General features: G+C 64.1%; 22 protein-coding genes. 6 read left to right on the top strand and 16 right to left on the bottom strand.

Going from position 1 to position 20,268, the window contains the following annotated elements:
- Nucleotides 1-12: 12 nt before the first annotated feature.
- From RAK1035_RS10145 to denD, 8 genes are read right to left on the bottom strand one after another with little or no spacing between them, the layout of a single operon-like run.
- Nucleotides 13-780, bottom strand: a complete 768-nt coding sequence (locus RAK1035_RS10145) for a hydroxypyruvate isomerase family protein (RefSeq protein WP_008279874.1) — start codon at nucleotides 778-780, stop codon at nucleotides 13-15.
- A complete protein-coding gene (gene otnC / locus RAK1035_RS10140) occupies nucleotides 780-1,424 on the bottom strand; it encodes a 3-oxo-tetronate 4-phosphate decarboxylase (protein ID WP_008279873.1) in 645 nt (214 codons plus the stop codon). The genes RAK1035_RS10145 and otnC overlap by 1 nt, the downstream gene beginning before the upstream one ends.
- Entirely contained in the window at nucleotides 1,421-2,662 is a 1,242-nt protein-coding gene (gene otnK / locus RAK1035_RS10135; RefSeq protein ID WP_008279872.1) for a 3-oxo-tetronate kinase, read from the bottom strand. Before otnK ends, otnC begins: the two co-directional genes overlap by 4 nt.
- Nucleotides 2,662-3,552, bottom strand: coding sequence for an L-threonate dehydrogenase (gene ltnD, locus RAK1035_RS10130; RefSeq protein WP_008279870.1), 891 nt, complete (start codon nucleotides 3,550-3,552; stop codon nucleotides 2,662-2,664). The genes otnK and ltnD overlap by 1 nt, the downstream gene beginning before the upstream one ends.
- On the bottom strand, nucleotides 3,549-4,835 hold the full coding sequence (locus RAK1035_RS10125) for a TRAP transporter large permease (RefSeq protein WP_008279869.1): 1,287 nt from the start codon (nucleotides 4,833-4,835) through the stop codon (nucleotides 3,549-3,551). Before RAK1035_RS10125 ends, ltnD begins: the two co-directional genes overlap by 4 nt.
- Entirely contained in the window at nucleotides 4,832-5,332 is a 501-nt protein-coding gene (locus RAK1035_RS10120) for a TRAP transporter small permease (protein ID WP_008279867.1), read from the bottom strand. The genes RAK1035_RS10125 and RAK1035_RS10120 overlap by 4 nt, the downstream gene beginning before the upstream one ends.
- Before the next feature lie 60 nt (nucleotides 5,333-5,392).
- Nucleotides 5,393-6,361, bottom strand: a complete 969-nt coding sequence (locus tag RAK1035_RS10115; protein WP_008279866.1) for a TRAP transporter substrate-binding protein — start codon at nucleotides 6,359-6,361, stop codon at nucleotides 5,393-5,395.
- Nucleotides 6,362-6,417: 56 nt separating this feature from the next.
- Entirely contained in the window at nucleotides 6,418-7,401 is a 984-nt protein-coding gene (gene denD / locus RAK1035_RS10110; protein WP_008279865.1) for a D-erythronate dehydrogenase, read from the bottom strand.
- A gap of 471 nt (nucleotides 7,402-7,872) precedes the next feature.
- Between denD and RAK1035_RS10105 the strand changes: the two genes are divergently transcribed.
- A complete protein-coding gene (locus tag RAK1035_RS10105; protein WP_008279863.1) occupies nucleotides 7,873-8,898 on the top strand; it encodes a LacI family DNA-binding transcriptional regulator in 1,026 nt (341 codons plus the stop codon).
- A 64-nt stretch (nucleotides 8,899-8,962) separates the two neighbouring features.
- Nucleotides 8,963-10,285 (top strand): ABC1 kinase family protein, encoded by a 1,323-nt coding sequence (locus RAK1035_RS10100; protein WP_008279862.1) that lies wholly within the window; start codon nucleotides 8,963-8,965, stop codon nucleotides 10,283-10,285.
- A gap of 9 nt (nucleotides 10,286-10,294) precedes the next feature.
- Here the strand turns inward: RAK1035_RS10100 and RAK1035_RS10095 are convergent, their stop codons facing one another.
- The gene (locus tag RAK1035_RS10095; protein WP_037297098.1) at nucleotides 10,295-11,773 is read right to left on the bottom strand and encodes a S8 family serine peptidase; all 1,479 of its coding nucleotides are present in this window, start codon (nucleotides 11,771-11,773) and stop codon (nucleotides 10,295-10,297) included.
- Between the two features lie 99 nt (nucleotides 11,774-11,872).
- On the opposite strand from RAK1035_RS10095, the gene RAK1035_RS10090 reads away from it, so the two are divergent.
- Both RAK1035_RS10090 and RAK1035_RS10085 read left to right on the top strand, forming a co-directional pair.
- On the top strand, nucleotides 11,873-12,379 hold the full coding sequence (locus RAK1035_RS10090; protein WP_008279860.1) for an RNA polymerase sigma factor: 507 nt from the start codon (nucleotides 11,873-11,875) through the stop codon (nucleotides 12,377-12,379).
- A 27-nt stretch (nucleotides 12,380-12,406) separates the two neighbouring features.
- The gene (locus RAK1035_RS10085) at nucleotides 12,407-13,141 is read left to right on the top strand and encodes an anti-sigma factor family protein (protein WP_008279859.1); all 735 of its coding nucleotides are present in this window, start codon (nucleotides 12,407-12,409) and stop codon (nucleotides 13,139-13,141) included.
- A gap of 23 nt (nucleotides 13,142-13,164) precedes the next feature.
- On the opposite strand, the gene RAK1035_RS10080 is transcribed toward RAK1035_RS10085, so the two are convergent.
- Nucleotides 13,165-14,052, bottom strand: a complete 888-nt coding sequence (locus RAK1035_RS10080) for a LysR family transcriptional regulator (RefSeq protein ID WP_008279858.1) — start codon at nucleotides 14,050-14,052, stop codon at nucleotides 13,165-13,167.
- A 127-nt stretch (nucleotides 14,053-14,179) separates the two neighbouring features.
- On the opposite strand from RAK1035_RS10080, the gene RAK1035_RS10075 reads away from it, so the two are divergent.
- Together RAK1035_RS10075 and RAK1035_RS10070 are read left to right on the top strand one after the other, a co-directional pair.
- Nucleotides 14,180-14,776, top strand: coding sequence for an amino acid synthesis family protein (locus tag RAK1035_RS10075; protein WP_037297273.1), 597 nt, complete (start codon nucleotides 14,180-14,182; stop codon nucleotides 14,774-14,776).
- Nucleotides 14,777-15,577: an alpha/beta fold hydrolase gene (locus RAK1035_RS10070; RefSeq protein WP_008279856.1), complete on the top strand. Its 801-nt coding sequence runs from the start codon at nucleotides 14,777-14,779 to the stop codon at nucleotides 15,575-15,577.
- Here the strand turns inward: RAK1035_RS10070 and RAK1035_RS10065 are convergent.
- The 6 genes from RAK1035_RS10065 to RAK1035_RS10040 form a co-directional block, all read right to left on the bottom strand.
- A complete protein-coding gene (locus RAK1035_RS10065) occupies nucleotides 15,574-16,089 on the bottom strand; it encodes a GNAT family N-acetyltransferase (protein WP_008279855.1) in 516 nt (171 codons plus the stop codon). The genes RAK1035_RS10070 and RAK1035_RS10065 overlap by 4 nt on opposite strands.
- 53 nt (nucleotides 16,090-16,142) lie before the next feature.
- Entirely contained in the window at nucleotides 16,143-17,135 is a 993-nt protein-coding gene (acuI, locus tag RAK1035_RS10060) for an acryloyl-CoA reductase (RefSeq protein ID WP_008279854.1), read from the bottom strand.
- 109 nt (nucleotides 17,136-17,244) lie between these two features.
- Nucleotides 17,245-18,357, bottom strand: a complete 1,113-nt coding sequence (locus RAK1035_RS10055) for a dimethylsulfoniopropionate demethylase (RefSeq protein ID WP_008279853.1) — start codon at nucleotides 18,355-18,357, stop codon at nucleotides 17,245-17,247.
- Nucleotides 18,354-18,869, bottom strand: a complete 516-nt coding sequence (locus RAK1035_RS10050; RefSeq protein WP_008279852.1) for a DinB family protein — start codon at nucleotides 18,867-18,869, stop codon at nucleotides 18,354-18,356. Before RAK1035_RS10050 ends, RAK1035_RS10055 begins: the two co-directional genes overlap by 4 nt.
- Entirely contained in the window at nucleotides 18,869-19,498 is a 630-nt protein-coding gene (locus RAK1035_RS10045) for a DUF1326 domain-containing protein (protein ID WP_008279851.1), read from the bottom strand. Before RAK1035_RS10045 ends, RAK1035_RS10050 begins: the two co-directional genes overlap by 1 nt.
- 15 nt (nucleotides 19,499-19,513) lie before the next feature.
- Complete coding sequence (locus RAK1035_RS10040) at nucleotides 19,514-20,248, bottom strand: DUF2182 domain-containing protein (RefSeq protein ID WP_008279850.1); 735 nt, start codon at nucleotides 20,246-20,248, stop codon at nucleotides 19,514-19,516.
- Nucleotides 20,249-20,268 lie beyond the last annotated feature (20 nt).

Below are 20,268 nucleotides of genomic sequence, written 5' to 3'. Positions count from 1 at the left end.
CTGCGTGCAGTTTCAGGCGAACCGCGTCAACCATCCCAAACTTGCCTCTGTGCCCGCCTCACCGGGCCGGTACTCGGCCCCGAACGGCCCTGGCCAGCCGAGCGCCGCAATCTGCGGCAAAAGCCAGCCATAATCCACCTCGCCTTGGTCCGGCGCGCCACGGTCCGGCACGCCGGCAAACTGCACATGACCGATGATAGGCTGATAGCGGGCAAAGCGGCGCAGCAAATCCCCCCCCATGATCTGCAAATGATAGCAGTCGAACATCATCCGCAAATTGTCCCGCCTCAGCGCCGCGATGACAGAGGCAGCATGAGCCGTCGACGACAGGTGATACCCCGGCACATCGCGCTGATTGATGGGCTCGATCAGGATCGTTAGGCCATGCGGCGCGGCCAGATCACAGGCATAGGCCAGATTGCTCCGAAATACCGCCTCTGCCTCTGCCCCGCTATCGGTGCATCCGGCCATGACATGCACAGCCCCTGCGCCAATGGCCTGCGCATAGTCCACCGCCTGCCGGATCGCTGCGCGGGCCTCGTCCTCGCGGCCCGCAACAGCAGCCAGCCCGAAATCGCCCGCCGCGCGGTCGCCCGGCCATGTGTTCAGCCCCAGCATCGGCAGCCCGGTTTCCTCCAATGCCGCGCGCACCTCATCTGCGGCAAAGTCATAAGGAAAATGGCATTCCACCGCCGCAAATCCCGCCCGCGCCGCGGCATGAATCGCCTCGGGCAAAGGCCGGTCGGTGAATAGAAACCCCAGATTGGCCGAAAACCGCATCAGTCCCAATCCACCTCGAATTTGCGCACCACCTGCGCGATCTGCCCGGCATCAAGCGGACGCGCCCCGGTGCCCCGCAAAATCAGCGCCAGCTTCGCGGTTTCCTCTAACTCTTCCATCGCGAACACCGCCGCCTCCAGATCCTTGCCCGCCACCACCGGGCCGTGATTGGCCAAAAGCACCGAGGCACGCCGCCCCGCCAACCCCCGGATCGCCTCGGCCATCGCGGCGTCGCCGGGCACATAGAAGGGCAAAAGCGCCACCTTGCCCACCCGCATCACCGCATAGGCGGTAAGCGGCGGAATGGCATTGTCAGGGTCCGTGTCGGGCAGGATCGAGAGGGCGACGGAATGCGTGGAATGCAGATGCACCACTGCCCCCGCACTCTGCCGCGTCTCATAGAACGCCGCGTGCAGCGGCATTTCCTTGGTCGGCGGATCGCCCGAAATCAGCCGCCCGCCCGCGTCAAACCGGCTCAGCCGTGCCGGATCTAGCCGCCCCATGCTGACCCCCGTCGGCGTGACCAACAGCCCGCCATCCTCGGTCCGCACCGAGATATTGCCCGAGGCCCCGCCGGTCAGCCCCCGGTCAAACAGCGACTTGGCCCAGAAACACAGGTCTTCGCGCAGGCGGTTTTCGCTCATGTCGAGGTCTCCATCCTCTGCGCCGCTTCGATAAAGAAATCCGGCCCGCCGAAATTCCCCGATTTGAGCGCCAGCACAAGGTCATGCCCCGCTCGCATCACCGGCACGCCGGGGGCAATCTCGGGTCCGATTTCAAGCTCTTTCAATCCCAACGCTTCGACCACCGCGCCCGAAGTCTCGCCGCCTGCAGTCACAAGCCGTGTCACACCACCCGCCACCAGTGCGCGCGCCAGTGCCGCAAAAAGCGCCTCAATGGCCCCCGCCACTGCCACAGCGCCGAACTGCGCCTGATCCTGCGCCACCCGTGCCGGATCGGCAGAGGAATAGATCATCGCAATCCCTTTCTGCGCAGCGGCCCAATCCGCCAGATCCTCCGCCGCAACCCGGCCCGCCATGACGTCAGCCGCAGAGATTTCCCGCGCCGGATGCGCGGTTGCATGCCGCGCCACCTGCCCGCGCGTGGCCTCGGAACAGGACCCAGACAGAACGACCACCGGACCAGACTGCCCGTGCCACGCACCACCCTTGCCCGCCAACTGCCCCCGCGCCCAAAAATTGTCAGGCAGGCCCATGGCGATCCCTGATCCCCCTGTGATCAGCGGCAACTCTGCCGCCGCATGGCCCAAGGCCACCAAATCCGCATCGCTGACCGCATCCGCGACAATCAACCGATGCTCCTGTGCCGCAAGGGCCGCCTTGATCGCCTCTGGCCCCTGCCGCACGATCTGCGCGTCCAGATGCCCGACCGTGCCGCGCACCTGTGCGCCCAGCCAGCGGCGAATATCGGGATCGGTCATCGGCGTCAGCGGATGATGCTGCATCCCGCTTTCGCTCAGCAGGCGATCCTTCACAAAGAGATGCCCTTGATAAACCGTCCGCCCCGCCCCCGGAAAGGCCGGGCAAAAGATCACCTGCTGCGCGCCCAAGGCATCGGCCAAGGCCTCGGCCACCGGGCCGATATTGCCCTCGGGCGTTGAATCAAACGTCGAGCAATATTTGAACAGGATTTGCTGGCAGCCCTGCGCGCGCAACCACTCTAGCGCCGCCAGCGCGTGCGCCACCGCCTCGGCCACAGGGATAGATCGGGATTTGAGCGCGACCACCCCCGCCTCAACCCCAGTATCGGCAGGCGCATCCGGTACACCCACATATTGCACCGTGCGCATGCCCGCCTTGGTCAGCGTATTGGCCAGATCACTTGATCCGGTGAAATCATCGCCGATACAGCCCAGCAGCATCAGACGTCCCCCGGCAGGCGCAATCCGGCGCGGGCCGCAATGTGTTTGGTGATGGCCGCATCATCCTCGCGCCCCAATCCCGCGCCCGACGCCGCGCGATATTCCGCCAGCGCCGCCGCAACCAGCGGCAAAGGCAGGGCCACGCGCGCGGCCATCTCTGCCACGATCCCAAGATCCTTGGGCCAGATGTCGATGGCCGAACGCGGGGCATAATCCGCCTCGATCACATGCGGCGCGCGGTTTTCGAACATCCACGAATTGCCCGCTGAAACCTTGATCACCTCCAGCACACGGGCCAGATCCAGCCCCTGCGAGGTGGCAAGGCTTAGCGCCTCGCCCATGGCCGCGATATGCACGCCCGCAAGCAATTGATTGACCGCCTTCATCGCCGATCCCGGCCCGGCGCAATCGCCCAAGCGATGCACCGTTTCGGCCAATGCCGCCAAAACCGCATCGGCCCGGTCAAACGCCTCGGCCCGGCCTGACGCCATGATCGAAAGCCGCCCCTCGGCCGCCTTGACCGCCCCACCGGAAATCGGCGCATCCAGATAGAGCAGCCCCCGGCGCGAGGCCTCTTCTTCCATCTCGCGGGCAAACTCCGGCGCGACCGTGGCACAGCCAAGGATCACACCGCCCGCCTGCACCCCTTCGGCCCAGCCTTGCGCCCCAAAGAGTGCATCACGCGTCTGCGCGGCATTGAGCACAACACAAACCAGCACCGCCGCCTTGGGCGCACCCCGGTTCAGCGCGCGCGCCCCCGCAGCAACCAGCAAATCGCGACGCCCTGCGTCCGGATCATGGCCATACACCTCGAACCCCGCCCGCAGCGCCGATTGCGCCATGCCAAGGCCCATCGACCCCAGCCCAACAAAATGCACGATCTCTGTCATTGCCCCACCGAAAGAATGGTCTGCATCGGCCAGAGCGTAATGGCCGGAATATAGGTGATCAGCATCAAGGCCCCGAACACGGTCAGCACAAACCAGAAAAGATGCGGAATGACCTTTTCAATCGAGAGATTGGCCACCGCACAGGCCGCGAATAGATTGACGCCCAGCGGCGGCGTGATCATCCCCAGCGCCAGATTGACCACAAGGATCAGCCCGAAATGCACGGGATCAACCCCGTAAGACACGGCAATCGGGGCCAGAATTGGCGCCAGCACAAGGATCGCCGCCGAGGTCTCGATGAACATGCCCACCACCAGCAGCATCAGGTTCACCACCAAGAGAAACGCAAAGCGGCTCTCGAAGATATCCTTGAACCAAGCCGCGATTTCATTGGGCAGACCCGAGCGCGTGATGAGAAACGAGAAGAGCGCCGCCGCCGAGATGATCAGCATGATCGCCGCCGTCGCCAACACTGTCTTTTTCAGGATCTCGGGCAGGTCCGCAAACCGCAACTCGCGGTAGAACACCATACCCACGATCACGGCGGCGGCCACCGCGGCGGCGCTCGCCTCGGTCGGCGTGAAAACGCCCGAATAGATGCCGCCCAAGATGACCACCGGCACGATCAACGCGGGCAAGGCAGACCAGAGCGCCGGGCCAACCCTTGGCCGATCGCGCCCATCCTCAAGCCCGATACCCCGCACACGGCACAGGATCAGGACCAGGGCCATCAGCGACCCCGCCACCAGAAACCCCGGTCCTATGCCTGCAAGGAACAACTGCCCAATCGAGGTATCCGTCGACACGCCATAAAGGATCAATGGAATCGACGGCGGAATAAGCACGCCCAGTTCGGCGGAACTCGCCTGAACCGAGGCCGCCATGGGGGCCGGATAGCCATGTTTCACCATCGCCGGTATCAGGATCGCACCAATCGCAAAGGTCGTTGCCACCGACGAGCCAGAGACCGAGGCGAACATCATGCACGTCAGCACGCAAGAGGCCGCAAGCCCGCCTTGGATACCGCCCACGATGGATTTCGCCAGTTCCACCAAACGATGCGAAATCCCCCCCGCCGACATGAGATTGCCCGCCAGAATAAAAAGCGGGATCGCCATCAGCGGAAAGCTGTCGATGCCCGTGAACATGCGCTGCGCCACCAACAGCAGCGGCAAGCGCCCATTGGCCTCGATCCCGATGACCGAAGCCAGACCAATCGCCACCGCAATCGGCACGCCAGCCAGAAAAAAGATCGCGAGCGAAAGGGCAAGGGCAGCGTTCATTGCAAATCCGCCGAGAACGCAACCGCGCCCTTTTGAACCGCCCGCAACATGCAACCCAGAATGGCCAAGAGGATAAACACCGATCCCACCGGCAGCGCCGCATAGACCCAAGCAATCGAGATTTCCAACGCCGCCAGCTTTTGCGACATGACCCGTTCGGTCATCGCCCAGCCCTGCCAAAAAAGAATGCAGAAAAACACCACCGACAGGCTCATCGACACAAGGTAAAGCGCAAAGCCCAGACGGGGAGGCAAGATCTTTTGCACGATTTCAACCGCGATCATCGCCCCTTCCCGGAACGCCGGGGCCACGGCCAGAAACACGCACCAGATCATCGCCGAACGCGTGATGACCTCGGACCATGTCGACGGGTGCCCGAACACAAACCGCGTCGTCACCTGATACAGCGCAAGACCGACCGCGATCAGCAAAAAGACAATCGCCAACCGCAGGGCCAGTTGCGTGGTGATGGCCTCAAATCTCAGAAACAACGTCATGCGCGCCCTTCCGTCCGCCCCGGTGCGTGGGACGCACCGGGATCAGCTTCGTGCCTTGGATCACTCCACGGCCTTGATCCGTTCGATCATCTCGCCACCGTATTGATCCGTGTAAACGGAATACGAGGCCTGTTCCGCCAGCGCGGCAAAGGGGGCCTTGTCGATATCGGTGATCACCTCCATGCCGTTTTCCCGCAAAAGCGCAACACCCGCCTCTTCCAGCCGGTTGACCTCGGCCCGCGTCGCCGCTGCCGATGCCTTGGCCGCCTCATCGAACCAGCCGCGCTGCTCTTCGGTCAGACCATCCAGCAGAACCGGCGAGGCCAGAACAGCGGCAGGCGAATAGACATGCCCGGTGAGCGAGACATATTTCTGCACCTCCCAGAATTTCGACGCCGTGATCACCGTGACCGGGTTTTCCTGCCCGTCGACCACACCTTGTTGCAGGGCCGAAAACAGCTCGGGGAAGGCCATCGGCGTGGGGGCCGCGCCCATACCTTCGAACGCCGCCATATGCACCTTGTTCTCCATCGTGCGCAGCTTGAGCCCCGCCAGATCCTCGGGCGTGCGCACGGCGCGCTGCGAGTTGGTCACATGGCGAAACCCGTTCTCGGACCAGGCCAGCGCCACCAGATTATTCTTGCTGATCTCATCAAGCAATTCCTGCCCGATCTCGCCATCCAGCACGGTGCGGGCATGGTCATAGTCGCGAAACAGGAACGGCAGATCGAGCGCATAGACCTGCGGCACGAAATTCCCCAAAGGGCCGGTCGACGTGATGACCACATCCAGCGAGCCGATCTGCAAGCCTTCGATCATATCCCGCTCGCCGCCCAACTGCCCGGCGGGGGCCTGCTCGCCGGTAAAGGCACCACCCGACAATTCGGTCAGCGTGTCGATAAAGGCCTGCGCCCCCACCCCGTAATGCGACGTGGGCGACAGCGCATGCCCCACCACGATATTCTGTTGCGCCTCTGCCGCCGTGGCCAAACCCAGCGCGGCAAACGCTCCGAGTGCAAAATGTTTCATGTGATCCTCCTCCTTTGTTTTCGTTGGTTCAGTCCACCGGGGCCTCCCGCACCCCGTTAGCCTGTTGTCAGACTATCCATATACTCGCGAACAATCTCGGCAAAATCCCGGTTGGGTGCAAATCCCAGCGCCTCGGCGCGTGGCGTTATGATCTGCCCCGGCCATGTGGTCACGATCCGCTCGATCGCGGCATCGGGCTGCTCTGTCACCCGCGCCGCCACCTCTGCGCCCGCCACGGCCTCTAGCGTTTCCAGCATCGCGCCAACTGTCACCGATATCCCCGGCAAGGTGACGGTGGTCTCCAGCCCCAGATCGGCTTGCGCCAGCCCAATGGCGGTCAGCGTATAGTCAAGCGCCTTGGCAGGCGAGGCCAGATGCATCCGCAATCCGCGCCCCACCGGCAACTCGGCCGCAACACCGGCCAACGGCTCGCGGATGATCCCGCTGGCAAAGCCTGATGCGGCGCGGTTGGGCTTGCCCGCCCGCACCGCTATGGTCGGATAGCGCAGCGCGCGGCCCTTGATAAATCCCTTGCGGCTGGCATCACGCACCAGCAACTCGCCCATCAGTTTTTGCGTGCCATAAGAAGACAGCGGCGCAGGCAAGGTCTCTTCTGAAATCGTGTCATTGTCGGCGCAGGAAAACACCGCGACCGACGAGGAAAAGACAAAGACCGGCGGCTTGCGCAGGCTACGGCAGGCGTCGATCAGGGCAATCGTGGATTGCAGGTTAACGGCCATGCCCAGCGCGTAATCCTCTTCTGCCTGCCCCGAGACGACACCGGCCAGATGGATCACCAGTTCGGGCGCATCCTCGACAATCCGGGCCAGCACGTCGGCACTGTCCAAGGGGCCGGGCACCGCATGCACCCGTCGGCAGGACTGCGCCAGATCAGCCAACGGGGCCTCGGCAATATCGGTGGCCAAGATGGCCGCGATCCGGCGGTCCTGTCCGTCCACGATCAGGCTGTCACGCTCAGAAAGCGCGCGAACAACGCGCTGACCGATAAATCCCGCCGCTCCGGTAATCAGAATACGCACGCCAAATCCCCCTCGATCCAGACTGAACCAAGTTATGACAGCGCTGTCAACATGGTTCTAACCCACCGCCTCGTTGCCGCAAGATCGGGGCGCGCGCCAATTTGCAAACGATAGCGATCTGGCCTGACAGGCACCTTGGCCCCTATCCCCAAGATGCGGCCTCAAAGCGCCGCGGTCACCGCCGCGCAGCACCCGCCTGTCCCCTCGGACGGGCACTGTTACTTCAAATCAAAACATTGATAATTATTATATATTTTCAGAAACGAAATGCCCGCCCGTCAAATTACAGCGCCTATGCAACGGACGATCACCGCGCGGTTCATCGCTTGGGGTCAAGGTCTATTTCTGCCCGAACAGAACCTGCCCCGCCATTCCTCTCAGTCTCAAACATTAGGTGCCACCAGCCCCAAAAATCATTCCTCTGCTACAGATTCTCAATGACAGCGCCGTCATTTTGCGCAATCTGGAGATATGGACCCGAACGCGCCCGAACCCCCTGTCCGTCGGCCCACCCTCTCTCAGGTGGCCAAGGCCGCAGGCGTCAGCGAGATCACCGCCAGCCGCGCCTTGCGGGGCGGCAGCGCCGTGGCCAAATCCACCCGCCAAAAGGTCGAGCGCGCCGCACAGGCCCTGAACTACATGCCAAACCGCCTTGCCGGAACGCTCGCGGGCGGGGCGTCGCGCCAGATCGCGGTGGTCCTGCCCTCGCTCTCCAACATCGTCTTTGCCGATGTGCTCAAAGGACTGGAACGCCGGCTTGAGGATGACGGCTATCATCCGATCCTGGGCATTTCGCATTACGACGCCAGCCGCGAAGAACACCTGCTGCGCGATCTTTTGTCATGGCGGCCAGCGGGCCTTGTTCTTGCGCCGACCTCTGGCAACGCGGCCACGCGCGCACTCTTGCGTGCCGCCGAACTGCCCGTGGTCGAGGTGATGGATACAGACCCAGACCCCGCCGATCTGGCCGTGGGCTTTTCGCACCGCGCCGCAGGCCGCACCATGGCGCATTACCTGATCGGGCGCGGGTATCGCCGGATGGCCTATATCGGTCATGACATCGCCACAGATTTCCGCGCCCTTGCCCGGCTGGACGGCTTCAAGGATGCGCTAAGCGACGCGGGCCTCACCCTATCCGACACGCTTATCCTCGATGGTCCCTCCTCGGTGCCCTTGGGGCGTGAAGGGCTGGCCCGGTTGTTCAGCCAGAGCAAGGCAGCCCCCGATGCGGTCTTTTTCTCCAATGACGACATGGCTGTCGGTGGGGTCTTTCATTGTCAAACCGCAGGCCTCGCGCTGCCCCATGACATCGCCTTGGCCGGGTTCAACGGGCTGAGCATCGGGCAGGCATTGCCCACGCCGCTGACCACCATCGCCTCGAACCGCGAACATATCGGCTATGTCGCCGCCGACCACATCCTGCGCCGCCTCAAGGGCGAGGCCCCGCCCCGGATCACGCAAATTGACTTTCGCCTTGTGCCCGGTGCCACGGCCTAAGGCTGGCAATCGCGCGCGCCCGCCCCATCTAGCCCCTCACCAAGGCTGAGCAGAGGCAGGCGGCATGACCGAACAGAACAATCAGACCCGCACCGCCCCCGTGCCCGGCCACCGCATTGGGCGCATGCTGCGACTGGGCGGCATGACCACCGGCATCATGGGCGATATGCTGGCCGGTGGCCTGCGCCAGATGGCGCAGGGCCAGCGCCCGCATCTGCCCGGCCTCTTGCTCAGCCCCGCCACGGCCCGCCGCGTCACCCGCGATCTGGGTCAGATGCGGGGCGCTGCGATGAAACTGGGGCAGATGCTCTCGATGGATACGGGCCTTGTGCTGCCGCCCGAGATGACCGCAATCATGGCGGCATTGCGGGCCGAGGCCCCGCATATGCCACCCAAGCAGTTGCAATCCGTGCTTAACACCGCATGGGGCACAGGCTGGTATGGGCGGTTCAAGCGCTTTGATTTGCGCCCCTTCGCCGCCGCCTCTATCGGACAGGTCCACCGCGCCCAAACGCCCGATGGTCGCGATCTGGCCATCAAGGTGCAATATCCCGGCGTGCGCGCCAGCATCGACAGCGATATCGACAATCTGGCAACGCTCCTGCGCGTTCCGGGTCTTATCCCGCGCGAGATGGACCTTGCCCCGATGCTGCACGAGGCCAAGGCGCAACTGCATCAAGAGGCGGATTATATCGCAGAGGCCCGCCATCTGACGGCGTTTCAGACGCTTCTGTCTGGCTCAGATGCATTCCGCCTGCCCGAGCTGCACCCCGACCTCAGCACGCCCGAGGTGCTGGCCATGACCTATATCGACAGCCAACCCATAGATGCACTGACCGATGCGCCCCAAGATCTGCGCGATCACGTGGCGCAACAGTTGATCGACCTGACCTTGCGTGAACTGTTCGAGTTTGGCCTGATGCAGACCGATCCCAATTTGGCCAATTACCGCTTTGACCCTGCCACAGGGCGGATCGTGCTTTTGGATTTCGGGGCGGTAATGGCGATTGATCCGGCCCTCACCGAGGAGTTTCGCACCCTGCTCAACGCGGCACTGGACGAGGATGCCGCACGCACCCGCGCGGCCATGCTGCGTATCGGCTATTTCAGCGCCGCCACCGCCCCCCGGCATCAGGCCCTGATCCTCGAGATGTTCAACACCGCCATGGCCCCGCTGCGCCAAAGCACAGCGTTTGATTTCGGGGCCTCCGATCTGGTTCGCACCCTGCGCGACATGGGGATGGCCATGGGCTCAGAGCGTGAGTTGACGCATGTGCCGCCCCCCGCCACGATGTTCCTGCATCGCAAGATCGGCGGCATTTACCTTTTGGCCAGCAAATTGCGTGCCCGCGTCGCACTGCGCCCATTGCTTGAGCGCCACCGCTGAGAACGGCGCCTAGTCGGCCAGAACCGGCAAGATTGCCGCGTCTCCCAGCACCGGGCAGCGCCCACCCAGATCCAGCAACCCATGGCCAAAGATGTCATCCACGCCCGGCGCGCCCAGATCGGCGGCGCTCTGGCTAAGCGCCGCGCGCAGCTCTGCCGGGGTCATCCCCGGATTGCCCTGTTGCCAGAGCGCCACCGCCGCCGTCACATAAGGCACCGCAAAAGAGGTGCCAGTTTTCCACCGCGCCCCCTGAACCGACGCCGCAGTCCAGACCTCGACCCCCGGTGCCGCCAGATCCACATGCGGCCCCCGCCCGGCGCGGCGATAGATCCCCCCGGCCTTGTCCACCGCTGTCACGGCAATCACGCTGTCATAGGCGGCGGGATAGGCGGGCGGCGCGTTTGGCCCGCCATTCCCCGCCGCTGCCACCACAACGACAGTCTGCGCCGCCTCAAGCGCTGCCAAAGTCTCTTGCAAAACGCTGTTGGGCGGCCCCGCAAGGCTGAGGTTGATCACCGTCGCCCCGGCCCCGACCAGCTGATCAAGGCCCCGTACCAGCGTAAAGGCATCGGCACGCTCATCCCCAGACTCCTTGTGAAACGCATCCACCGCCACCAGCGGAACCCCCGGCAAGAGCCCCGGCGCACGGGACGCCGGATCACCCACCAGCAGCGCCGCCACCGCCGTGCCATGAATGGCACTCGAGGCATTGTAATCCTCAGGAGCCACCCGCGTCAGTGCCACCTGCGCCCCCGCAAGCGCGCTGTGATCGGTGTTGATTCCGGTGTCGATCATCCCGATCGTCACCGGCGCACCGCATCCCTGCGGCCCCAGAGGGTTGGGCCAGTCAATCAGGGCCCGCGCCGGACAATGCAGCCCCTCACAAGGCAGGGGATCACTGGTCTCCTCATCCGGCGCGCGGCTTTCCTCGGCTTCGACCCGGTAATAATGGTTGAAATCCGCCGTCTCGCCCGTGGGCAGCGCCTGCACCGCCGCCCGCGCCTCGTCCAGCGTGGTGCCCTCTGGCACCGAAAGGCGTTGGATGTTCACACCAAGGCTAACCAGATCAATGCGGTCAATAATGCCATAGCCCTGCGCCACCAAAGCGGCGGCATCCACATCATTCAGCCCGCGCGCAATGATTTCGTTGGGGGCTTCGGTTGGGCGTGGCGCTGCACGGGGGGCTTGGGCGCGGGCGGCCTGCCGCGCAGGTTCTGGCAACGCGCCCCGAAAGAGCGCACGCAGATTGCGGCGATAGTCGCGAAGCGTGGTCTCACCCGTTCCAATCCCGCCAGACTTGCCACCGCTTCGGCTACCACTGCTGCTACTGCTCCCGTCATCCCCATCATCCCCGTCGCCGTCGCCATCACCGCCGTCGCCGTCATCGGCCCAAGCCATCGAAGCAGAAAAGCCCCCCTCAGGCCAAGGTCCAAGAGGCACAAGCCCAAGGATCAGAACCCAGACCAGTATCGCTCGTAACACGCGCACGGAATTTCCCCTCTTGTCGCCTTGCCTCAACATGCCATGTTACACAAAACGCTGTAACCCCGGTTTTATTCCCGCCCCCGTTTCAAAGGCCGCGCCGCAATGCCAGACAAGTTTACCGAGGATGTCGTGGCCTTGCTGCCTGCCCTCAAACGCTTTGCCCTCTCGCTCTGCCGTCGGGGCGATCTGGCCGATGATCTGGTGCAGATCACCGCCGAACGGGCGTTTCGCGCCCGCGACCGGTTTGACCCCGCGACCCAATTGCAACCCTGGCTCTTTCGCATCCTGCGCAATGCCTGGATCGACACGCTGCGCCGCGATGCCACCCGTGGCGAGGTGGTGGACATCCACGAAAGCCCCCAGCCCGATCCCGTGGACAGCGCCGCCCAAACCGATGATCGCCTGACCCTGAACGCCGTGCGTCGCGCGATGGAGGATTTGCCCAACGACCAGCGGCAGGTCTTGCACCTCGTCTGCATCGAAGGGCTCAGCTATGCCGAAACCGCCGCCACTCTCGACATTCCCCAAGGCACCGTGATGAGCCGCCTCAGTCGGGCGCGCTTAGCGCTTGCAAAATCCGTGGGAATAGACCGAGACCCCAGCCGTTAACCCCGTGTCAGGGGAAGGAACACACCGATGCAGATGGATGACGACAGATTGATGGCCCTCGCCGATGGCGAGATCACCGGCAGCGAAGCCGAGGCGTTGCACGACCGCATCGCCGCAGACCCGGACTTGGCCGAGCGCTATGCGCTCTTTGTCGAGACCGCGGAATTGGCGCGCCAAGCGATGCAGGACCTGCCCGAGGCGCAGGTTTCCGACGCGCTCGTCGCACGCATCCGCGCGATGGGCGCGGCCAGCGCCCCGCCAGAGGCCTCTAACGTGGTGCCCCTTCGCACCGCGCCAGCGCCCGTCGCGCCCACCCGCTGGCAGCCGATGGCACTCGCCGCCAGCCTTGCGCTTGCCGTGGGTCTGGGCGCGGGGCTGATGCTGTCAAACGGGGCTGAAACGCCGGTTGGTGCGCCCTTCAGCACCGCCCTGACCGAACATTTGGACAGCCTGCCTTCGGGCAATGCCGCGCAACTGCCCGATGGCACCGCCCTGACGGTGGTCGCCTCCTTCACCGATGCCGCAGGCCAGTTCTGCCGGGAATATGAGGCGGCAACGCCCGGACGCGGTGGCTTTGTCGCCGTCGCCTGCCGCGAGGATGCCGGATGGCAGCTGCAATTTGCCATGGCGCAAGCCGGTAACGCAGGGGCCGAGGCCGGATATGCCCCCGCCTCCGCGCTCGAAACGCTTGATGCCTATTTCACCGCCACCGGCGCAGGCCAGCCGATGACCCCGGACCAAGAGCGCGGCTTTCTGCGGTAGGGGGCTGCGGGGCGCAAGGCCCCCTAACCCGGAATGACAAACCGCCGGTCCGGATGCTCCAGCCAATCCGCAGATCGCGCCCTCAGCGCGCCCACCAAGGGCGCGAACCAATCCCAATTGGCCGCCGCACTGTCATTCACCACCAGCATCTTCTTGCGGCTATAGATCGGGGCCTCGCGCAACTCAAAAAGCCGCCCCTCCGACACGAGTGGTGCCGCCAGCGCACGCGGCAGATAGGCCGAGCCCCCCCGCTCCAGCAGGAATTGCAGCGCCCAAAACGAACTGTCAAAACTCACCCGCGCGATTCCGGCATCGTGATACGTCTCGCCATGGGCGCGGCGATACTCCTCGCCATGATCCACGAAAATATACTTGGGATCAGCCCGGATCGAAGTCACTTCGCGGTCGGAATAGAGCACCAATTCCTCGGGCGGCAACGCATGCGCGGTCTGATTGCCCCGCGCCGAGGCCCCATAGGTCAGGATCACATCCACCAGCCCCGCCGCCAGCCAATCCTCCAACTCGCGCCCGCCGCCCTGCTGCACCGACACCGCCATATCAGGATGGCCCTGCACCACCCCGTCAAAAAACGCCCGCCCCGGCCCGTGCCACAACTCGCGGTCACAGCCAAAGGTGCAGACCGAACTCAACCCCGCAGGCAGGCCCGTTTCATAGCGCGCCTGCCGCCACAGCCCGGTCATGATCCGCGCATAGCGCAACAGCTTGGTGCCTGCAGGCGTCAGCGTCGTGCCTGATTTCTGCCGATTGAGAAGCTGTTGGCCCAACTCCTCTTCCAGCGATTTGAGCCGCGCCGTCACCGTTGATTGCGTCACGTTCAGCTTTTGCGACGCTCGCACCAGATTGCCGGTCTCGACAATGGCCAGAAACGTCTGCAGGGCGGTGATGTTCATGGGGGCGCGCTCTCAATTCGAATTTCCCGCATATTTGCAGCAAAACAATTCGTTTTCAAGAATGCTGCTTTTGTGCGAATTTCCCCCGACCCGCCGCCTCGGCACCCCAGAACACGCAGGACAGACCATGACCCTAGAGCTTCGCCGCAGCCTTACCCTCGTGCAACGCACCCACCGCGAAGGCGGCAAGGACGTCGCCGACCCCACGCTGCTGGTCGCCGCCCTGGCGATCATTCGCAACCCGTGGTTCGGGCGCGGCCATGTCGAGGATCTCGGCCCCGAAATCCGCGATCAAGGCCCGGTTCTTGGCCGCCTGCTGACCGACATGATCCTTGATGTCACCGGCGACCGGCTTGAGGGATATGGCAAGGCCAGCGTCGTGGGTATGGGCGGCGAATTGGAACATGCCATGGCCCTCACCCATACGCTTTGGTTCGGCAACCAGTTCCGCGATGCGGTCAAGGCCAAGACCTATCTCGCGTTCACAAACACGCGCGGTGCCGCAGGCGCAGCGCTGATGATCCCGCTGATGGACAAGGACGACGCCGGGCGGCGCTCGCATTACCAGACCATCCACACCGTTGTGCCGGACGCGCCCGCCGAGGATGAAATCATCCTCGCCCTTGGCGCCTCGGTGGGCGGTCATCCGCATCACCGCATCGGCAACCGCTACGAAGATCTGCGCGAGATGGGCCATGATGTCGACAATCCGGCGGGGGTCTGAATGGCGCGCACACCCGAGGGCACGGCCTATGACCTGACCGGGCCTTTGGATGCACCTCACGTGGTGCTGATCCACGGCCTCGGCCTCTCGCGGAACAGCACATGGGGGGTGATCGCCCCTCTGCTTGCCCGACACTTTCGCGTGCTCTGCTACGATCTGCCCGGCCACGGTCAAAGCACGCCGCACCCCGGCCCGCTTACCCTCACCGCGCTCTCAACCCAACTCATCTTCTTGATGGACCGGCTCGACATTCCGCGCGCGGCCCTCGTGGGGTTTTCGTTGGGGGGCATGATCAACCGGCGCGCAGCGCTTGATCATCCTGCCCGCGTGACCGCCCTCGCGATCCTCAATTCCCCCCACGAACGCGCCCCCGATCTTCAGGCGCGGGTCGCGGCGCAGGCGCGGGATGCCGCTGCGGGCGGTCCGGCGGCCACAATCGACGCAGCGTTGGACCGCTGGTTCACCCCAGAATTTCGCGCAGAAAACCCCGCCAAGGTAGACGCCATCCGCCAGACCGTGCTCGCCACCGATCCCGCCAGCTATGCGGCGCATCGGTTGGTGCTGGCAGAGGGCGTGACCGAATTGATCCGGCCCCAGCCACCTCTGACACCGCCCGCGCTTGTCATGACCTGCGAGAATGACAGTGGCTCGACACCTGCCATGGCCGAGGCGATCGCGTCAGAGATCGCAGGCAGCCAGTGCCATATCCACCCCGCCCTGCGCCACCTCGGACTGATCGAGGCGCCACAGGCCTTCGCGGGCAGGCTCACGCAATTCCTAAGCCGACATGCCTGCGCTTAGTCAGCCGCGTCGCCCAGCCATTTATACATGACGCGCGCATCCACCAGACCGGCCTCAGGATGGCGAAAGGCCCGTGGCAAATGGCCGACTGTGTCAAACCCAAGGCTCTGCCAAAGCGCAATCGCGCCCCGGTTGGTCTCGACCACGAAATTGAACTGCATCGCCAGATAGCCCAATTCGCGGGCCTCGTCCTGAGAATGCACACACATGGCCCGCGCAATACCCTGCCCGCGCGCGGCCTCAGAAACCATATAGCCTGCGTTGCACACATGCGCCCCGCCACCAGCCTGATTTGTCTTGAGATAATAGGTGCCCAGCACCTCGCCACCGCGCTCAGCCACATAGGTGGCGCGCGGCATCTCCATCCACAGAGAACGCACCGCCTCGCGGGTCAGCCCCGGTTCGATGGCATAGGTATCGCCTGCCCGGATCACATCGCGCAGGATGGGCCAGAGCGCTGCGAAATCCGCCTCGCGCGCCAGCCTGATGATGATACCCGCCTGATCTGTCATACCATACTCCCCCGCCCGCCATGGCTAGCGGCGGGCGCAGGGTTTGGCAAGCCTCAGCCGTTCAGATCAACCACAACCCGGCCCTTGACTTGCCCTTTCAGGATATCTGCCCCCAGACGCGGCAAATCCTCCAGAGTGGCGGGCGTGATCATCGCCTCCAGCTTGTCCATCGGCAAATCCCGCGCGATCCGCTCCCAGGCGCGGACCCGGTTGGCATAGGGCTGCATCACGCTGTCGATCCCCAACAGGTTGACGCCGCGCAACAGAAACGGAATGACCGTCGCTGGCAGGCCCGCGCCCCCCGCCAAACCCACGGCTGCAACGCTTGCGCCGTATTTCATCTGGCCCAACACCCGCGCCAGCATGGCACCGCCCACGGCATCGACGCAGCCGGTCCAGTTCTCGCTCTCCAGCGGTCGCTTGACGGTCTCCGCCAGGTCCTCACGCGGCACGATGCGGCTGGCCCCCAATCCGCGCAGATAGCCTTCTTGCTCAGGGCGTCCGGTCACCGCAGCCACCTCATGCCCCAGATGCGCCAGAATGGCCGTGGCCACCGATCCCACACCACCGGCGGCACCTGTGACCAGCACTTCGCCATGCCCCGGTTTCAGCCCGTGATCCTCAAGCGCCATCACCGCCAGCATGGCGGTAAAGCCTGCGGTGCCCACCGCCATCGCCGCGCGAGTATCCAACCCCTCGGGCAGCGGCACCAGCCAATCGGCGCGCACCCGCGCCTTCTGCGCATATCCGCCCCAATGCGCCTCGCCCACGCGCCAGCCGGTCAAAACCACACGGTCGCCGGGCTTGTAGCGCGCATCATCACTCGCCTCGACCGTGCCGGCAAAATCAATCCCCGGCACATGTGGATAGGACCGCACCAAACCGCCGCCCGGCCCGATGCAGAGCCCGTCCTTGTAGTTCACCGTGGAATATTCGACCGCAACCGTCACCTCGGCCTCGGGCAGATCCGCAAGCGTCAACTCTTTGACGCCTGCCGATGTCTTGCCGCTCTCCGCGTCTTTCTCGACGACCAATGCCTTGAACATCTCTCTCTCCTTCTTTCTGCAAGGCGCGCGCGCCTCGCTTCATCTGGCAAAAAATACCTCGGGGGGGACGCCCGGAACGGGCGGCGGGGGCAGCGCCCCCATGCCCCTCTCAGGCCCAGAACCCCGCCTGCACAGAGGCGCGGCGTTCCCCATCAGGCGTCACCACTCGCAACTCCGTCCCCGCCTCCCAATGGGTCATCCGCATCATGCCGATGGCCACGTTGGTTGCGAAATCCGGCGACCACGTGGCCGAACTCACCCGGCCCACACGCGCACCCTTCTCTGACAGGACCGGCCACCACTCGCGGCAGGGCGGCACCGCCGTCCCCTCGATGGCAATGGCGCGGATCTGCTGCACCGGCCCTTCCTTGGCCACGCGGAGCAGCGCATCCCGCCCGATACACCCAATCGCCGTATGGGTGTTGCAAAACTTGCCCAGCCCGCATTCATGTGGCGTGTTGTCATCGGTCATGTCATTGCCATAGCTCAGCAATCCGCCCTCAATCCGCTCGATCAGGTTGGGGCAGCCGGCGTGCACATCCATGCTCTTGCCCGCCTCCATCAGCGCATTCCAGAGCGGCATGCCAATATCGCCGCCTTCGACATAGATTTCAAACCCGCCCTGCTTGGAATAGCCCGAGCGCGCGATCACCATATCCCGGCCTTGAAAATCAAAATGCCCAAAGCGGAAGAACCGCACATCGCGCACCGCGTCGCCAAACACCGCCGCCATCAGATCATCGGCGCGCGGGCCTTGAATGGCCAGCGGGCTCACTTCCGGCTCATCCACCAGCACATCCAGCCGCCAGCCCTGCGCGATCCCCTTGACCCAATAGAGCAGATCACTATCGGCAATCGAAATCCACCAACGGTCCTCGGCCAGCTTGACCGCCACCGGATCGTTGAGCATGCCGCCGGTCTCATCCACGATGGGCACATAGAAACACTGCCCCGGCGTCATGCCGCGCAAATCGCGCGGGGTCAGCATCTGCATCAGGCGGCCCGCATCCGGCCCCCGCAATTCCACCTGCCGTTCGCAGGCCACGTCCCAGACCTGCACCGCCTCTTTGAGGTGGCGATAATCCTCTTCGATCGAGCGAAAGACCGTGGGCAACAGCATATGGTTATAGACCGTATAGGCCTTGACCCCCGCCGCCTCGACCCCTTGGGAAAAGGGCGTGCGGCGCAACCGGCGCGACGGGGACAGAAGCGGAGCGTTCATTGGGCCTCCTCAGGCATGAAAACAAGGTCGGTAATCGGCGCGGACAGGCCCGCGCGCGTCAGCATCGCATGCACCTGCCCCCGGTGGTGGGTTTGGTGGTTGAAAAAATGGGTGACGCAGGTGGCCACCGGCCGGGTGATCTCGCCGCCCACGGACCCAGAGTAAAACGTCAGATTGCCGGTAAGGTCGATACTGTGCACCCGCCCCGCCCACGCCTTGATCCGCCCATCGGTGGTGAACCGTTCCGCACTCCATGCGGCCCCTGTCGGGGTCAGCGTTGTGCTCTGCTCAAAGCCAGTCTCGGGCGGTGCGGCGCTGGCATCAAACCGGCTAAGCCACATCTGATCCGCCCAGAGAATATGGTTGAGCGTGCCGAGGATCGAGCCAAAGAAGGCCCCGTGATCCTCGGTCAGCACCTTGCGGCTCACCCCGTCTATCGCACGCATCACCTGCGCGTTTTGCCACGCATTATAGCGCGCCATCAGGCGCACATGATCCGCCGCCAGCAGCATCAGCGCGGGCCTTTCCAATCAATCTGGCAGATTTCCGCGCTGCGCCCGTCAAAATCCCACACCCGGCCAAAGGCGCGCACGCGCCCCTTGGTGGCGGTGGCAACGGTGATGTCGGGCCCCATCCAGTATTCGGTGTTGGTGACGACAATATCCTCGCCCTTGTGGCCCGGCACCGGCACCACTTCGCCTTGGATCATCTTGCCCACCATCAGGCGGCGCGCATTGCCTTCGGTCTCGAAAATGACCGGCGCGCGTTCGGCCCCGATAAACTCGCTGACCAGCACCCCAAAGAGGCCGGTCGTGCCGCGCGCCTTGCCGCTGAAGATATTGACCAAAGCGTCATAAGCGGCTTCGCTTGCACGCTCGTCGATAAAGGCCGCGGCCTTCCAGTTGCCGCGTGCCATCAGGCCGGGAATTTCCAGCATAAGACCCACGTTGAGACCGCTCAGGTCCTCATCGCCATAATGGCCCTCGTCGATGCGCACGCCCGACCACGCCTGACAATATCCCTCGGTGGGCGCATGCTTGCCCAAAGAGACCACGCAGGGGCAGAATACCGTGCAGTTGCAGTTGAGGATCAACTCCCCCTTGATCACCCAGGGCACTGTGCCCAAAGTATCCAGAGCCATTTTTGGCCTCCTCTCTTAGATTGACGTGAACAGAACCCAAACCGACGCGGCGATCAGCACCGCGCCCAAGGGCCGGGTCAGATAGCGCCCAACTTGGGGCAGTTTTTCCAGAACCATGATCACCGTCGCGAGCCCCATGAAGGCAAGGTTCATGACCCCCCCGACAAAGGCCAGCGCCATCAGCGCCCAGCAACATCCAAGGCACACCAACCCCAGCCGCACGCCGTTGCGCAGCGCGCCCTCATCCCAATGCTGCATGAAGAACGACAGCGGGCGGCGGCATTTCGACAGGCAGGCCTCCTTGACCGGGCTGAACTGATAGGCCCCGGCCACCGCCAGCAAAACCGCCGACAAAACGCCAGAGCGGCTATCGCCAAACGCCGTCAGCAATCCGGCCTGAAACAGCGCCATTTGCGCCCCTGCCGCGATCACCGAAAACCCAAGCCAAACGCCCAGATACCCCATCACCAGCGTGCCGAACTGTGTCTCGCCGGTATGGCTCAGCTCTTCATAGGTCGCAAAGGCAGGCAGTGCTGTGGGGGCCATCATCGCCGCCGACATCAGCGCCCACATCAGGATGATGCGGCCAAATCCGGCGGCATCGGGCGTGACAATGCACAGGCTTTGCAAGAAATCAGCGCCGTAAATCACCGCCCCATCGCGCAAATCTGCGGGCAACGCCATCGCATAAAGCAGCGCCCAGGCCCCCAGAATAAGCGCGAACAGCACAAGCCAGTGCCCCCCACCCATTCGCCTGACCTGTGCTGCAA

Origin of the sequence: Roseovarius sp. AK1035, assembly GCF_003288315.1 — a bacterium.
In the GTDB taxonomy this organism is placed as follows: Bacteria; Pseudomonadota; Alphaproteobacteria; order Rhodobacterales; family Rhodobacteraceae; genus Roseovarius; species Roseovarius mucosus_A.
This window is presented reverse-complemented; position numbering and strand designations above follow the sequence as displayed.

Bases quoted from the DNA above. Each gene is read 5' to 3' on its own strand.
- RAK1035_RS10145 (WP_008279874.1), bottom strand. From the start codon at position 780: ATGCGGTTTTCGGCCAATCTGGGGTTTCTATTCACCGACCGGCCTTTG.
- RAK1035_RS10105 (WP_008279863.1), top strand. From the start codon at position 7,873: ATGGACCCGAACGCGCCCGAACCCCCTGTCCGTCGGCCCACCCTCTCT.
- RAK1035_RS10120 (WP_008279867.1), bottom strand. From the start codon at position 5,332: ATGACGTTGTTTCTGAGATTTGAGGCCATCACCACGCAACTGGCCCTG.
- otnC (WP_008279873.1), bottom strand. From the start codon at position 1,424: ATGAGCGAAAACCGCCTGCGCGAAGACCTGTGTTTCTGGGCCAAGTCG.
- RAK1035_RS10100 (WP_008279862.1), top strand. From the start codon at position 8,963: ATGACCGAACAGAACAATCAGACCCGCACCGCCCCCGTGCCCGGCCAC.
- RAK1035_RS10045 (WP_008279851.1), bottom strand. From the start codon at position 19,498: ATGGCTCTGGATACTTTGGGCACAGTGCCCTGGGTGATCAAGGGGGAG.
- ltnD (WP_008279870.1), bottom strand. From the start codon at position 3,552: ATGACAGAGATCGTGCATTTTGTTGGGCTGGGGTCGATGGGCCTTGGC.
- RAK1035_RS10070 (WP_008279856.1), top strand. From the start codon at position 14,777: ATGGCGCGCACACCCGAGGGCACGGCCTATGACCTGACCGGGCCTTTG.
- RAK1035_RS10055 (WP_008279853.1), bottom strand. From the start codon at position 18,357: ATGAACGCTCCGCTTCTGTCCCCGTCGCGCCGGTTGCGCCGCACGCCC.
- RAK1035_RS10040 (WP_008279850.1), bottom strand. From the start codon at position 20,248: ATGGGTGGGGGGCACTGGCTTGTGCTGTTCGCGCTTATTCTGGGGGCC.
- RAK1035_RS10075 (WP_037297273.1), top strand. From the start codon at position 14,180: ATGACCCTAGAGCTTCGCCGCAGCCTTACCCTCGTGCAACGCACCCAC.
- RAK1035_RS10090 (WP_008279860.1), top strand. From the start codon at position 11,873: ATGCCAGACAAGTTTACCGAGGATGTCGTGGCCTTGCTGCCTGCCCTC.
- RAK1035_RS10085 (WP_008279859.1), top strand. From the start codon at position 12,407: ATGCAGATGGATGACGACAGATTGATGGCCCTCGCCGATGGCGAGATC.
- RAK1035_RS10050 (WP_008279852.1), bottom strand. From the start codon at position 18,869: ATGCTGCTGGCGGCGGATCATGTGCGCCTGATGGCGCGCTATAATGCG.
- RAK1035_RS10080 (WP_008279858.1), bottom strand. From the start codon at position 14,052: ATGAACATCACCGCCCTGCAGACGTTTCTGGCCATTGTCGAGACCGGC.
- acuI (WP_008279854.1), bottom strand. From the start codon at position 17,135: ATGTTCAAGGCATTGGTCGTCGAGAAAGACGCGGAGAGCGGCAAGACA.
- RAK1035_RS10115 (WP_008279866.1), bottom strand. From the start codon at position 6,361: ATGAAACATTTTGCACTCGGAGCGTTTGCCGCGCTGGGTTTGGCCACG.
- RAK1035_RS10125 (WP_008279869.1), bottom strand. From the start codon at position 4,835: ATGAACGCTGCCCTTGCCCTTTCGCTCGCGATCTTTTTTCTGGCTGGC.
- otnK (WP_008279872.1), bottom strand. From the start codon at position 2,662: ATGCTGCTGGGCTGTATCGGCGATGATTTCACCGGATCAAGTGATCTG.
- RAK1035_RS10065 (WP_008279855.1), bottom strand. From the start codon at position 16,089: ATGACAGATCAGGCGGGTATCATCATCAGGCTGGCGCGCGAGGCGGAT.